We start from the raw sequence: 13,774 nt of genomic DNA, 5'->3' as shown, positions 1-13,774 counted from the left end.
CCGTACCCCTTCCCCAATTGCACGTTCTGCATCCAACCTGACTTTCCCATATTAACATACCCGCTCACCGACATAAACCGACGCGGCCCGCGGAATCCGGGAATGGTTTGCGTCGGTTTTGCGTCGGGAATGTGACAAGCGCGGAAGGCGCCATCGATGGTGCGGGAAAGACGGCTTTAGCCGATCGTACGGCGCATTTTGGCGTTTGCCGCGCGTCTACTGCGCCGATCGCAATACGTCGGACAAGCTGGCGAGAAGCAGGTCGATCTCCTCCGTCGTTCCGACCGAGATGCGCAGCCAATCGGGCAGCCCCCAGCCTGCGCCGCCGCGGACGATGACGCCTCGCCGCAGCAGTCCTTCGTAGACGAGCGCCGCTCGATCGCCGAAGTGCGCGAGCATAAAGTTGGACTGCGACGTCACGGACCGCACGCCCAGCCGATCAAGTCCTTCGCGCAAATGCACGCGACCCGCCGCGTTCGTGTGCAGCGTCGCCTTCAGATGCGCCTCGTCGTCCAGCGCCGCCGCTGCCGCGACCTGGGCGAGCGCGTTGACGTTAAACGGCTCCTTGACGGCAAGCAGGTGAGCGACGATGTCCGCGGGACCCGCGGCATATCCGGCCCGGATGCCTGCCAGTCCGTAGGCTTTGGAAAAGGTCTGCAGCACGATGAGCCGCGCCCCCTCCCGCAGCAGCTCGAATCCGTCGGCATAATCCCGCGCGTCCGCGAAATGCGAGTAGGCGGCGTCCAGCACGAGCAGGCATCCGTCCGGCAGTCTGGAAAGGAGACGTTCCAGCTCCGTCTTCGGCAAGTACGTGCCGGTCGGATTGTTCGGTGAGCAGACAAAAACGAGCTTTGTGCGGTCGTCCACCGCGGTCAGCAGATCGTCCGCGTGCAGCGCGAACGAAATTGGAAGCGGAACCGAGACCGTCTCCGCGTTCATGAGCCGCGCGCCGAAGCTGTATTCGCTGAACGTCGGCGCGAACGTCGCGATTCGGTCGCCCGGCTCGAGATAAGCCTCGCAGATCAGCGTGATGAGCTCGTCTGCGCCGTTCGCGACGATGAGCTGTCCGGCTTGGAGCGACAGCTTCGCGGCCAGCTTGCTTCTAAGCTGCCCGGCACGATCGTCGGGGTACCGGTGCATGTCGGGCAGCGCCTCGCGTACGGCTTGAAGCGCCAGCGGGGACGGGCCGAGCGGATTTTCGTTCGATGCCAGCTTGACGACCCGTTCAAGTCCGAATTCCGCCCGGATGTCCGCGATCGAGCGTCCGGGTACGTAAGGCTGCATGTCTGCCAGCACGGCCCTAGGGGATGGGCTCGCCTCTTTGCGTGCATTTGCTGTGGGGACGGCTTGCTGTTTCCAGTGCAGGTCATGGTTTTCCATAGTAAAGATCAGCTCCTTGGCGATTTATATTCTTATATTATATCACCGCGTTAATATGGTAAAGCGTTAATGCAAAAAAATAACTGCAGTTCGCAAACTTACGGCGAATTGCAGTCATGACGGCGGAGCTACTTCACGCTTCGATCGAACGTGTCGTTTACGCTTCGATCAAACACGTCGTCCACGAGCACTGTGGCGAGCTGCTTTTTCCAGCTGTCCAGATATTTGTCTTCCTTCGCCCATTGAGCCATAATAAGCGACTCGTTCGATTGAAGCGGAATCCGGAGCGGGTTCTGATCTCCGCCCTGCATATGGTACGGGTAGACGACGAGCTCGTCGTCCAGGACGATGACGAGCATGTCCTCGTTCGGCGACGAAAACGCATCCTTGGCGCCCGGCTCGATCTCGAGAACCTGAGACCAAGTCGGATACAGCGTATCGAACTTGTTGATCGACTCGGGCAGCGGGGTCGGCAGCTCCGCAAGCGTCTTGTTCGCGAGGGGCGCGTAAGGCTGCCCGGACGTGTCGGGCGCAGCTGCCACCCAGCTGCCGGTGCGGCGGATGATGGACCACTGCTCGGTGCGTTCGGAAGGCTCCGGCGCATCCTTTAGCGCCACCGGCGTCTCGGTCGCCTCTGCGGTCTTCATCGCTTCCTCGAGCGACACATGAGGCTCGGACTCGGGCTCGAACGTCCTACGCAGCGCGCCTTTCGCAAGCTGGTCCATGTCCTTCACCCACCGGTAGACGCGGTTCGGAGCGTCCGAAGGATTTTGCTCCACCGATACGTATTTGTTGCCGACGAACAACAGCCGCTCGGCCAGCGGCGCGGCGGCCGCTTTGCGAAGCGCGTTCACGTCGGTCTTGGCCGCGTCCTTGCCCGTCACCGGGTAGGCGATCAGCTTCTGAGCGGGCGCGGCACTGCCGGGGTCGGACGATATGGCCTCGATCTTCCAGAAGTTCTGGCCGTACGGCATGACGATGCCGTCGCCCTGCGCCGAGAGCTCGAACTGCCCGTCCTCGGGCGCGATAAAAAGCGTGCGGTAGCTGCTGACGACGCTGCCATCTTCGCTCTTCGGGTCTTCGCGAAGGCCGAGCAGCAGCGCGGAATGCAGCTCCGCGTCGGCGTCGGCGAACAAAGGCGCCTCCGTGCCGGCGGTCTGTCCGGCCCGCTGCAGATTGATCGTGCCGGCGGGTCCGCCCGAGCCGAACGACCAGTGCCACAGGCCTGCGAACAGGAGCAGCATGGCCATCGCCGCGAGACCCGCGCCGTGCCAGCCGAATCGGAGGAGCGGATGGCGTCGCCGCTCGGGACGCTCGAGCGCCTCTTCGATGCGGGCGACGAGCCGGGCGTCAAAACCGTGTTTGATGAGCGGGCCGCGCGATAGCTGCTGCTTGAGGTCTTTATCATTCGGTTCCATGGCCGTTGCGCTCCTTCATTTTCGCGATTTTGCGACGAGCGTGAAACATCCGCGACTTGACGGTCCCCTCGGTCACGCCCAGCACGTCCGCAATCTCCTTCAGCGACAGCTGATGATGCGCGTACAGGATCAGCACCTCGCGGGATTTGACCGGCAGCTTCAGCACTTGCTTCCACAGGTCGTTCACGGCGTACTGTTCGATGACATCGTCCTCGACGGAGCGCCGCTGGCCCGTATCCAGACTCCAGTCCGTCAGCGACACCCGCCGAATGAATGCGGAGCGCTGATGATCGATCACCGTATTGCGCGTAATCGTCAGGAGCCAGGTGCGGATGGACGAGTCGCTGCGGAACGTGTCCAGATTTTTGAAAACCTTGATGAACACGTCCTGCGTCACGTCGTCCGCCACGTCCCACTTCCGCGTTAGGCTGTAGGCGAAGTTCCACACCTCTTTGCCGTATGCGGTCATCAGCTCGTGGAGCACCGTTTTTTTGTCGTCGGAATCGCTCATATATTTTAAGTACTCGAAATTGGCGTCGGAGTTCTGCAAACAACCACCTCATTATTGGACGAAGACAAATGACTTCCGGTTCAAATTATTATGTTACCACAATTATTTGGTTCGGTCATTTCCTGTCGTGCCTATGCGATGCAGGCAACTTTTTGCAGCAACGCCGCAGCTGCGCAATAAAAATGAGGCCGCCCCGCACAGCCTTGCTCGGCTGAGCGGGACGGCCTCTTCGATATCGGTCAGGCGGCTGCGGCGCTCAAGTGCGCGCGGAGCTCCTCGCCTGACAGCGTCTCTTCGCGGATCAAAATGTCGAGCAGCTTCGCGAAGGTGTCCATATGACCGGACAGCAGCTTGCGGGTCTGGTCCGTCAAGGCGTCCAGGATGCGGCCGTTTTCCTTGGACCACTGCTCCGCGGTGAGCGCTTCGGGATGAATGATGCCGAGATCCGTCATCCCCGACTCGATCAGCGTCTTGACGATGTTGGTCGCCTGATCGAAGTCGCCGCGCGAGCCGGTGCTGCGGCCGCCGTAGTGCAGCTCTTCGGCGACTGCGCCGCCGAGCGCAATCTGGATCTGCGCCTCCAGGTACGTCTTCGTATATAGATAGCTGTCCTTGCGCGGATGATGGCGTACATATCCAAGCGCTTGGCCGCGCGGCGTGAGCGATACCTGCGCGACGCTGCCCGGCCGCACGCTCTCGGCAACGATGGCGTGACCGAGCTCGTGAAGCGCCACGCGCTCCCGTTCCTCGCTCGTCGTCTCGCGGTCCATCCGCTCGCCCATCATGACCTTGTCGATCGCCTGCGCCAGATGCGCTGGACGCAGCGTCTCGCTCTCCTCGCGCATGGCGTAGATGGCGGCTTCGTTCATGACGCTCTCGAGCTGCGCGCCGGAGAAGCCGAATGTTTCCTCGGCGACCTTGGCCAGCGACACTTCTTCGGAGAGCGGCTTGTTCCTGGCATGCAGGCGAAGAATATGCTCGCGTCCGTGCCGGTCCGGCATGTCGACCTGAATATGTCGGTCAAAGCGTCCGGGGCGTGTCAGCGCATTGTCCAGCAGCTCCTTGCGGTTGGTGGCGGCGATGATCAGCACGCGGACCGACTCGTCGCCCTGGATGCCGTCCATTTCCGTCAACAGCTGGTTAAGCGTCTGGTCGTACTCCTTGTTCTGGCTGCCGTCGCGCTTGCCGCCGATCGCATCGATCTCGTCGATGAAGATGATCGCGCTGTCGCGCTTCTGCTTGGCCGCCAGCGAGCGCGCCTGGCGGAAAATATCGCGGATGCGGCCGGCGCCGACGCCGACGTACATCTCGACGAATTCGCTGCCCGACGCCGCCACGAACGCCGAGTTCGTATGCTTGGCGGCAGCCTTGGCAAGCAGCGTCTTGCCCGTTCCGGGAGGGCCCGTCAGCAGGATGCCCTTCAGCGGCCGGATGCCCAGCTTCGCGATCCGCTCGCGCTGAACGAGAAAGTCGAGCGCCTCGATGAGCTCGCGCTTGGCCTGCTCCTGTCCGCCGATATCTTCGAAGGTCAAATATGCGGGCGGACGCGACGGTCCCTTGCGTGCCGCGCCGCCGAACGCCATGCCGCTGCGCGATTTGGCCATGAACAGCAGGCCCGCGACGAGGCCGGCGCCGAGCAGCAGCGGAAGCGCCGGTACGCCAACGAATATCATGAACACGATAAATACAGGCAAGAAGCCGATCGCGATCTCTTTCCCGTAGGTTCTCCAATTACGCATTCGGCCACACCCCCATCTGTTCGCCCTGGCGAGGCAGAATCACGTACTTGGCGCTGCCGGCGAGACGCAGGCTGATATATACGTTTTCTTCGTCGATCTCCGTGGACGCGCTAAGCCCCGGCGTCTCCGACTCGAGCTTCGTCATCGCGTCGCGAATGTCGGTATATTCTTTGCGGTCCATCGCTTGGGCCACGTCGAACAGAGCCGAACGCCACACTTTTTCCAGCGCTTCGTTATCGGAATTCTCGGCGACGAGCGTGAGCGTCTTCGAGCCGATCGCGCGAGCGCCTTCTTTCTTCACCGATCTATATACATCCGCGAGATCCGCGGTATCGCTAAGCTTCACTTTGATCGTGACACCGTCCGCATTCATGTCCGAGCTGGCCGATTCGACGCCCTGTACGCTCGTCGCCGCGCGGTCGAGCGGCTGCTCCACGCCATAATGACGATAAGCAAACCAACCGCCGAACAACAGCGCCGCAGACAGAGCGGCCGTCGTCGCTATAGGCAGGATTCGCAATTTCATTTAGGCATTGGCCTCCTTTTATATGTTGTAAATTCGGCTGCAACGTCTCTGCATCAACAATACATCAGCTAGTATATCATAATTTGATAGACTAAATATATATCATTGCTTAAAAAGTTGTGTCAAATATTTGTGAGCGGGGTAAATGGTAGGTTATTTGCGTTTACTAGTCCCAACGAACAACTTAGTTTGTTAATGATACGATCACAAAAAAGACCTGCGCGGCAAGGGCGCAGGTCGGCGATGTAATAGGATGCTGGTGAACCTTGTACAACAAACGAACTATGAGACCAAATTATACGTCCTCAGCAGGCTTCCGTCCTTGAACGAATAAAAAACGATCGCTTGCCGCTTCGAAGCGGGATCGTCGAAGTAGCGGATTTCCCAGGCGGGCTGTTCCGAGAACCAGCCGGGCAGCAATCGCGCGATTTTTTTGCCCGGATGATCGGCGTTGAATCGGCTGCGGATGCGTTCGGCGTCGTATCCTTCCGATGCTTTTTCCTTGACTACGCCATCCTTGCGAAGCCATACGAACCAATCCGTATCCGAGGCATCTTTGCCTTCGACGACCCAAACCGAATCGTCCCATACGTGCTTGGATACGTTGTCGACCTCGGTCAGTCCCGCTTCCTGCTTCGCCTTCGCCGCAGCGGCCCGCTCTTCGCCGCGGTAATCCGCATCCGCGCTGCGAACGTAAACGACGAATACGACCGCGACGAATACGAGAAAGCCGAGCGCGATCAGCGTCAGCCGCCAGCCTGTCCACGGCGACTGGCGCCTCCGCTCGGCGATGCGGCTCGGCGTCATCCCCGCAGCCTCTCGAAGCTGCGCTGCGCTTCGAAGCGGATGCGCTCGACGTCCAGCGTCAGCAGCTCGCGATCGCGCAAAATGCGTCGACCGTCGACCCATACGTGCGCCACGTCCGCGCCGCTGGCCGAATACACGAGATGGGAAATATAATCGGTGCGCGGCATAAAATGCGGCTTGTCGATCGAGACGGCGGTAATGTCTGCCTTAAAGCCCGGACGCAGGCTGCCAGTCACGTCGCCTAGTCCGATCGAACGGGCGCCGTAAAGCGTACCCATCCTCAGCGCCTCTGCAGCAGGAACGGCCGTGGGATCGCCCGACACGCCTTTGTGCAGAAGCGCCGCGAGACGAATCTCCTCGAACAGGTCAAGATTGTTGTTGCTCGCCGCACTGTCCGTGCCGAGCGACACGGTCACGCCCGCACGCAGCAGCTCGGGTACTCTCGCCACGCCGCTGGCCAGCTTCAGGTTGCTGACCGGATTGTGCGAGACGGCGACGCGGCGCTCGGCGAGCAGCGCGACCTCGTCGTCGTTCAGATGGACGGCGTGAGCGACGAGCGAGGGACGGGAGAACAGCCCTAGCTTGTCCAGGTGCTCGACCGGGCGCGCGCCATACTGCTTGACGTTAAGCGCCACTTCGGCAGCAGTCTCGGACATGTGCGTATGGAGCGGCAAATTCAGTTCGTGAGCGGCAGCCACGATCCGTTCGATGTAGTCGGGCGGACAAGTGTATGGCGAATGCGGAGACATCATCACCTGGATGCGGCCGTCCGCCGCCCCCTGCCAGTCCTTCGCGAACTGAATCGCATCGTTCAGCTTCGCGGTCTGGACGTCGGGCGGGCAAAGGCCGATGACGCCGCGCGTCAGCGTCGCCCGCAGCCCCGCCTGGGCGACGACCTCGGCGACTTTGTCCATATGATCGTACATATCGACGAAGGTCGTCGTACCGCTCAATATCATCTCTGCCGCGGCAAGGGACGTTCCCCAATACACGTCATCGCCCGTAAATTTCGCTTCCATAGGCCACATATGGTTTTCAAGCCAATCCTGCAGCACGAGATCGTCAGCCAGCCCGCGCAGCAGCGACATCGCCGCATGGCCGTGCGTATTGATCAGGCCCGGCATGAACAGCAGCCCTCTTCCGTTCACGATCTCCTCCGCCTGGTCGCGAAGCTCCGGCGGCGCCTCGCCCTCGCCCGATGCGGCGATATAACCGTCCTCGACGCAGAGCCACCCTTCGAAAATTTGCCGCTCGGCGGTCAGCTCCGCGAAAATGCCGTTCTCGATCAGCCAACGTTTCATTGTTCCGCTCCTTCTGTATCGTCGGACGACACGGGCTCATTCGCCCCGTCCGAATCCGAATCGTGATCCATATAATAAGCCAGGCTTAGCAGGTCGCTCGTGAAGTCCGCATGGTGGATACGGATGCCCGCCGGAATCTTGAGCACCGTCGGCGCAAAATTCAGAATCGCCCGGATTCCCGCTTCGACGAAGCGATCCGCGACCTTCTGCGCTTCGCTGGCAGGCACGGTGATGATACCGATCGAGATATCCTTGTCCTTCACCTCGTCCGGCAGCATCTGTATCGGGTTGACGGTCAAATGACCGATCGCCACGCCTTTTTTGGCGGGATCGTCGTCAAACACCGAGACGATCTTCATGTTGTCCTTAAGATACATGTTGTAGTTGCATAGCGCTCGACCCAGGTTCCCCGCACCTACGAGCGCCACATGGATCGGACGGTCGAGATTGAGAATATGGCGAATTTTCTCGATCAGATAACCGACGTTGTAGCCGACGCCCTTGCGGCCGAATTCGCCGAAGTAGGCGAGATCCTTGCGAATTTGGGCGGGATTGAGGTCGAGCTTGTCTCCGAGATCCTGCGAGGACACCGTCTGAACGTCGCTGATGCTGAGCTCGTTCAAGTAGCGCAAGTAGATCGGAAGGCGCCTGACGACCGCTTCAGATATTTTGATTTGCTTCAACTGGAGACTTCTCCTTCCGTGGCGTCCTGCTTCGATTTTTTCGCTCGGGTTCGCTTCGGCTTGGCCTTGTCGGCCGGCGCCTCCTGCGAAGCGTTGGGTACGGCGTCCGGCACCGCACCCGAAGCGGGCGCCGCAGCCGGATCCGGCTCCGCGTCCGAAGCCGGCGTCGCCGAAGGCGGACGCTCCGCATCGGCGGCGGCTTCCGCGGTCGCCGCATCCGCCGGATGCAGCCATTCCCGCACGCGCGGCACCAGGCCCGCCAGCGGCAGATGCTCCATCTTCGGTCCGGGCAGCGAATACAAAAAGTATTTGCCGTAGCTCGTATCGATGACCCGCGTATCGTACAAAACCACGATGCCCTTGTCCGAGGCGGTGCGCACGAGCCGGCCGAAGCCTTGCTTGAATTTGATGACCGCCTGCGGGAGCGACAGCTTCATGAACGGGTTTTTGCGCTGCGCCGTCAAGCGCTCGCTCTTGGCCTCGGTCACCGGATGATTCGGCGGCTGAAACGGCAGCCGTACGATCGCCAGGCAAGTCAGCGCGTCGCCCGGCAGATCGACGCCTTCCCAGAAGCTGCTCGTGCCGAGCAGCACCGAGCGCGGCTGTTCCATAAACTGGTTCGTCAGCCGGCTTCGGCTGCTGCCGTCCATTCCCTGTCCGAGCACTTGAATGTCCACCGGAGCGAGCGCGGACTTAAGCGGCTCGTATACCGTTTTCAGCATCTTATGTGAGGTAAACAGCACGAGCATGCGTCCGCGCGTCTCGGTCGCGACCTCGGCGAGCGAGGTCGTCAGCGCCTGCAAAAACGCGGCTTCGCCGTCCCTGCCCTTGATCGACGGGAAGTCCCGCGGTATGAGCAGCAGCGCTTGCTGCCGGTAGTTGAACGGCGATGGGAGCTGCGCGGTGCGCAATCTGCCCTGCTGCTCCGCTTCGTCCAGCCCGAGCTGCTCCTTGACGTACTGGAACGACTTGTCCACCGTCAGCGTCGCCGACGTCAGAACGATGCTCTCCTTTTGACCGAACAAGCCGTCCTTCAGGAGGCCGCTGACGTCCGCCGGCACGATATACATCCAGAGTGATCGACTCTTGTACTGGGTATGCCCCTCGATCCAATAGACGCACTCCGTCTCGGACATCGAAACGAACGACTGCAGGTCGCTTCGGACGCTCGACAGCTCCTTCACCGAGCCGTTCATATCGGTCAACAGGCTCTGCAGGGCGAAATCTTCGCTGCGATCGCGAATCTCGGCGAGCAGCTTCTCGAGCGGCCGCACGAGATCCGAAAGACGGAGCACGACGTTGTCCCCGTCTACGCGGATCGACTCCCAATCTCTTGGCATGGCGTCGGGCTTCAGCCGGTAGCTGAGACCGCCCGTCTCGTCCGCGGCCGCGCCCGAAGCGAGCAAGCCGAACAGCCTGTCCGTCCATTGTTCCCACGATTCCCGCAGCTCGTGCACGCGCGGCAGCAGCTCCTCCAGCTTTTCCGCCCAAGTTCCGCTCGCGCTCTCGGCCGTGCCGGTCAGCTGCGAGATCAAGCTGGGCAGCTGCCCCGTCCGCGCGTCCTTCGCAAGCCTCGCGAGCGCGGAAGGAAGCGCGCCGTAGCCGATTCTGCGCCCGAGATGATTGCTCGCCACCTCTTCCATATGATGCGCTTCGTCGACGATGAGCCTGTCGTAGGCGGGAAGAAGCCGATGCTCCGCTCGCATGTCGGTGAACACCATCGCGTGGTTCGTGATGACCAGATCCGCCTTCAGCGCATCCTGCCTCGCGCGATGATAAAAGCATTTGCGGAACCAGGGACATTGCCGGTTCAGGCAGGAATCCGCGTCGCTTGCGACCGCGTTCCACTCCTCCTTGGCTCGGCTGCCGAGGTTCAGCTCCTCCGCCTCGCCCCGCTCGGTCTCCGACAGCCAGACGGCGAGCTGCCCGCGCGCCACGGCCTCCTCCCGGGACAGCGCGAACGCCGGCGTCTGCATCTGCTGCTCGAACTTGCGCAGACACATATAGTTGCTTCGCCCTTTGAACACCGCCGCCTTAAACGGCACCGGAAGCACGTCCTGCAGCAGCGGCAGGTCGCGCTGGCGCAGCTGCTCCTGCAGCTGGATCGTATGGGTCGTAACGACGATTTTTTTATTTTCTTTTAATCCATAATAAAGGGAGGGCAGCAAGTAGCCAAGCGACTTGCCCGTGCCGGTGCCCGCTTCGACGAGCAGGTGCAAATCTTCGCTGAGCGCCTGATGCACCTCGTCGTACATGATACGCTGCCCTTCTCTTGGCTCGTAGCCCGGAAAGAGCTCCTTCATGCGACCTTCGACGGCGTCCAGATACGACTCGAACGGCATGCCGGACAGCTCGCGCTCGGCCTTAAGCCGCTGGGCTTCGCGCCCTTCGTCGTCGTCCGTCCAATCGGCGATGCGCATCGCGAACTGACGGTAGTACTGATAGCCGTCAGGTTCTTCGAACCATGTCGTATCCCGCTCCGCGCGAAGCGAAGTCAGCAGCCAGCCAAGGTCGCTTCGCTCGCCGTCCGTGAGCTCGCACAGCCGCTCGAGCGTGAGCGTCGGCAGCGCCCGCAGCCGGCCGATGCAGGCCGTCAGCACCTCGGCGGTCGCAAGCGCGTCGCTGTCGGCCTGGTGGGGCCGGTCGTGCGCGATGCCGAGCCCGTGCGTGATCGCCGTCAGCCGGTACGAAGGCAAAAACGGGAAGACCAGTCTCGCCAGCTCGACCGTGTCCAGCACCCTGCCGGAAAACGGCAAATAGCCGCTCTTGTCGAGAGCGGCCTGCAAAAAAGCGGCGTCGAAGCCCGCGTTGTGCGCGACGAGCACGGCATCGTGAAGCAGCGGCACCATTTCGGCTACCGCGTCTTCGATGGCCGGCGCGTCGGCGACGTCCGCGTCCCCGATTCCCGTCAGGGTCGTGATGAAAGCCGGGATCGAACGCGTCGGCTTCACGAGCGATTGATATACGGAAGACACCGCGCCCGTGTCGTCCACGACCGCGATGCCGATTTGGATGATTTCATCGTGCTGGGACGACGTACCCGTCGTCTCAAAGTCGAGAACCGCGAATTTCATGAATGACTTCCTTTCTTGCATATCGCCTTCGCCGCGCCGCCCGGCAATCAGACAGGCGCGAGCGCCGTCAGTTCGGCGCTGCCGAAGGAGAGCTGTACGCTGTCGGCATCGCTTAGACAGGCGTCCAAGTTGTGCTTCGCGTCCGCGAAGCCGGGGTCGAGCTCCATCGCCTTGCGAAAAAAATGCTGGGCCTGCGCCAAATTCGCCTGAACCGCCTGTACGCAGCCCATCGCATTGAAGGCAATCGCCTGCAGCTTGGGTTCGTCGGCCGTGCCCGCTACAAGCTGGAAATGACGGTGCGCTTCGGCAAACTCGCCCAGATGCATCCGGCTCATCGCCAGGAACAGGCGCGCCAGCGACCATTCGGCGTACCGCGCGAGCACTTGCTCGAACTGGCAGGCGCATTCGCGGAACATGTACAGCTTAAAGTAACCTTGGCCCTTCACGAAGGAAGCGGGCCATTCGGCGGGCGGCGCGGGGACCGCCGGCATGACCTTGAAGCCGCCGGCATCGTCTGCCTGACGACGCCGCCTGTAATCGCCCATCTTTTCCTCAAGCGCAAGCCATGACTCAATGATATCATCACTCATCGATTTTAACACGTTCCATTGCTCTTCCAGCGCCAACTTTTCGTCCGGCGACGAATTCGGATAGCGTTCGATCATCTCGTCCAACACGTCGTTCATGGCGGAAAAAAAAGGCTGAATCACGGATGAAGGCCCCCAGTCGCAGACGAATTGTATTGCTCATTCTGCGTTTGCCGGAGGCCTTTCATACGCTTCAGACGACGGTCGAATGAGGCTCCTGCGCCATCATTTGAACGACCCGGTTGCCCTCGTCCAATATGGCGACCTTCGGCTTGTGCCGCTTCGCTTCTTCGTTTTCCATGTAGCCATAAGCGATAATGATTACCTTGTCTCCGGGCTGCACGAGCCGTGCCGCAGCGCCGTTCAGGCAGACGACGCCGGAGCCGCGCGGCCCAGGAATCGTGTATGTCTCGAAGCGGGCGCCGTTGTTGTTGTTCACGATTTGCACTTTTTCATCCGGCAATATATCGACCAGGTCGAGCAGGTCCTCGTCGATCGTGATGCTGCCGACGTAGTTCAGGTTGGCTTCGGTCACCGTCGCCCTATGAAGCTTGGACTTCATCATTTGTCTCATCATAGCGTCTCAAGCCTCCGGTTGGGTAATGAGAATATTGTCTATAAGGCGCGTGCGTCCGAACCGGACCGCCGCCGCGACGATGATTCGCTCGCTCAAAGCGGAGAGCGGCGCCTCCGGCGCGGGCGGCTGCAGCCCGGGATACGTCAGCGTCTCGACGTAGTCGATATCCGCCAAGGGAGAAGCCGATATGCCTTCCCTCACGGCGGAGGTCAATTGCGCGGCGTTCATGCCGGAGCCGATCCATGCGGGCACCTTGGCCAGCGTGCGGGAGATGACGAGCGCTTCGCGCCGCTCGTCTTCGGACAGATACACGTTGCGCGAGCTCATGGCCAGTCCGTCCGATTCCCGTACGATCGGGCAAGGGACGATCTCGACCGGTTGGTTCAATTCGGCGCCCATGCGTTCCACGACGGCGACCGGCTGGGCGTCCTTCAGGCCGAAGTACGCGCGATCGGGCTGCACGATGTTCAGCAGCTTCGTCACAACGATGCCGACGCCGTCGAAGTGGCCGGGCCGGCTCGCCCCGCACAGGCGCTCCGTGACGCCTGTGACGGTAATCTGCGTCGCGGCCGGCGTCGGATACATCTCGGCGACGCCCGGCATAAAGACGATGTCCGCCCCTGCACGGGCGGCTACGTCCAGGTCCCTGGCTTCGTCCCGCGGATACCGCTCGAAGTCTTCGTTCGGACCGAACTGAAGCGGATTGACGAAAATGCTGAGCACGGTCAACCCGTTGTCTTGGGCGGACCTGTCGATCAGGCTCGCATGACCGTCGTGCAGAAAGCCCATCGTCGGGACGAAGCCGACGGATGCGGCTGCGCCCGCCTTCGCCCGGTAGGCGCGGACTGCGTCGCGCATTTCCGCGATCGTGCGGACGACCGTTGGCGTCTTAGTTAAAGTTGCCGTCATTGGGCTTCGCCTCCGTACAATTTGGTGGTCGGCGCTTCCTTGGGCTGCGCTTGCATCGGGAACGCATGGGCTTCCTCGGGGAATCGCCCGGTCTTCACTTCATTTACGTATTGGGAAACGGCGCCGCGAATCGTCTCGCCGACGTCCGCGTAGGCTTTAACGAACCGTTTGTCGCGAATGCCCGAGCCGTACCGGATCAGGTCGTGGTAGACGAGCACCTGCCCGTCGCAGCCGCGACCGGCGCCGATGCCGAGCGCGATCG

13 protein-coding genes are annotated in these 13,774 nt (G+C 61.4%); all 13 read right to left on the bottom strand.

The window, feature by feature from the left end; translation table 11 throughout:
* Positions 1 to 216 precede the first annotated feature (216 nt).
* Positions 217 to 1,380 (bottom strand): histidinol-phosphate transaminase, encoded by a 1,164-nt coding sequence (hisC, locus tag KVT38_RS17370; protein WP_217595003.1) that lies wholly within the window; start codon positions 1,378 to 1,380, stop codon positions 217 to 219.
* Between the two features lie 128 nt (positions 1,381 to 1,508).
* The gene (locus KVT38_RS17365; RefSeq protein ID WP_217595002.1) at positions 1,509 to 2,798 is read right to left on the bottom strand and encodes a hypothetical protein; all 1,290 of its coding nucleotides are present in this window, start codon (positions 2,796 to 2,798) and stop codon (positions 1,509 to 1,511) included.
* Positions 2,785 to 3,348: an RNA polymerase sigma factor gene (locus KVT38_RS17360; RefSeq protein ID WP_483298180.1), complete on the bottom strand. Its 564-nt coding sequence runs from the start codon at positions 3,346 to 3,348 to the stop codon at positions 2,785 to 2,787. The genes KVT38_RS17365 and KVT38_RS17360 overlap by 14 nt, the downstream gene beginning before the upstream one ends.
* A gap of 200 nt (positions 3,349 to 3,548) precedes the next feature.
* Positions 3,549 to 5,048, bottom strand: a complete 1,500-nt coding sequence (locus tag KVT38_RS17355; protein WP_217595001.1) for an AAA family ATPase — start codon at positions 5,046 to 5,048, stop codon at positions 3,549 to 3,551.
* A complete protein-coding gene (locus KVT38_RS17350; RefSeq protein WP_217595000.1) occupies positions 5,041 to 5,574 on the bottom strand; it encodes a hypothetical protein in 534 nt (177 codons plus the stop codon). The genes KVT38_RS17355 and KVT38_RS17350 overlap by 8 nt, the downstream gene beginning before the upstream one ends.
* A 282-nt stretch (positions 5,575 to 5,856) precedes the next feature.
* Positions 5,857 to 6,381 (bottom strand): cell wall elongation regulator TseB-like domain-containing protein, encoded by a 525-nt coding sequence (locus tag KVT38_RS17345; protein ID WP_217594999.1) that lies wholly within the window; start codon positions 6,379 to 6,381, stop codon positions 5,857 to 5,859.
* Positions 6,378 to 7,682, bottom strand: a complete 1,305-nt coding sequence (locus tag KVT38_RS17340) for an amidohydrolase (protein ID WP_217594998.1) — start codon at positions 7,680 to 7,682, stop codon at positions 6,378 to 6,380. The genes KVT38_RS17345 and KVT38_RS17340 overlap by 4 nt, the downstream gene beginning before the upstream one ends.
* Entirely contained in the window at positions 7,679 to 8,365 is a 687-nt protein-coding gene (locus KVT38_RS17335; RefSeq protein ID WP_217594997.1) for a redox-sensing transcriptional repressor Rex, read from the bottom strand. Before KVT38_RS17335 ends, KVT38_RS17340 begins: the two co-directional genes overlap by 4 nt.
* The gene (gene dinG, locus KVT38_RS17330) at positions 8,362 to 11,439 is read right to left on the bottom strand and encodes an ATP-dependent DNA helicase DinG (protein ID WP_217594996.1); all 3,078 of its coding nucleotides are present in this window, start codon (positions 11,437 to 11,439) and stop codon (positions 8,362 to 8,364) included. Before dinG ends, KVT38_RS17335 begins: the two co-directional genes overlap by 4 nt.
* Positions 11,440 to 11,486: 47 nt before the next feature.
* A complete protein-coding gene (locus KVT38_RS17325; protein ID WP_217594995.1) occupies positions 11,487 to 12,149 on the bottom strand; it encodes a hypothetical protein in 663 nt (220 codons plus the stop codon).
* Positions 12,150 to 12,219: 70 nt separating this feature from the next.
* The gene (panD, locus tag KVT38_RS17320; RefSeq protein ID WP_217594994.1) at positions 12,220 to 12,603 is read right to left on the bottom strand and encodes an aspartate 1-decarboxylase; all 384 of its coding nucleotides are present in this window, start codon (positions 12,601 to 12,603) and stop codon (positions 12,220 to 12,222) included.
* A 6-nt stretch (positions 12,604 to 12,609) separates the two neighbouring features.
* The gene (gene panC, locus KVT38_RS17315) at positions 12,610 to 13,512 is read right to left on the bottom strand and encodes a pantoate--beta-alanine ligase (RefSeq protein WP_217594993.1); all 903 of its coding nucleotides are present in this window, start codon (positions 13,510 to 13,512) and stop codon (positions 12,610 to 12,612) included.
* Positions 13,509 to 13,774, bottom strand: a 266-nt coding sequence (locus KVT38_RS17310; RefSeq protein WP_217594992.1) for a 3-methyl-2-oxobutanoate hydroxymethyltransferase, incomplete at its 5' end; no start/stop codon positions are given. The genes panC and KVT38_RS17310, both read right to left, overlap by 4 nt.

Source organism: Cohnella sp. GbtcB17 (assembly GCF_019091135.1).
In the GTDB taxonomy this organism is placed as follows: domain Bacteria; phylum Bacillota; class Bacilli; order Paenibacillales; family Paenibacillaceae; genus Cohnella.
Note: the sequence above shows the minus strand (reverse complement) of the source record. Positions and strands in the feature narration are given on the sequence as shown.

Coding starts and splice junctions, on each gene's coding strand:
- KVT38_RS17365 (WP_217595002.1), bottom strand. CDS start 2,798: ATGGAACCGAATGATAAAGACCTCAAGCAGCAGCTATCGCGCGGCCCG.
- KVT38_RS17350 (WP_217595000.1), bottom strand. CDS start 5,574: ATGAAATTGCGAATCCTGCCTATAGCGACGACGGCCGCTCTGTCTGCG.
- dinG (WP_217594996.1), bottom strand. CDS start 11,439: ATGAAATTCGCGGTTCTCGACTTTGAGACGACGGGTACGTCGTCCCAG.
- KVT38_RS17345 (WP_217594999.1), bottom strand. CDS start 6,381: ATGACGCCGAGCCGCATCGCCGAGCGGAGGCGCCAGTCGCCGTGGACA.
- KVT38_RS17340 (WP_217594998.1), bottom strand. CDS start 7,682: ATGAAACGTTGGCTGATCGAGAACGGCATTTTCGCGGAGCTGACCGCC.
- panC (WP_217594993.1), bottom strand. CDS start 13,512: ATGACGGCAACTTTAACTAAGACGCCAACGGTCGTCCGCACGATCGCG.
- panD (WP_217594994.1), bottom strand. CDS start 12,603: ATGATGAGACAAATGATGAAGTCCAAGCTTCATAGGGCGACGGTGACC.
- hisC (WP_217595003.1), bottom strand. CDS start 1,380: ATGGAAAACCATGACCTGCACTGGAAACAGCAAGCCGTCCCCACAGCA.
- KVT38_RS17355 (WP_217595001.1), bottom strand. CDS start 5,048: ATGCGTAATTGGAGAACCTACGGGAAAGAGATCGCGATCGGCTTCTTG.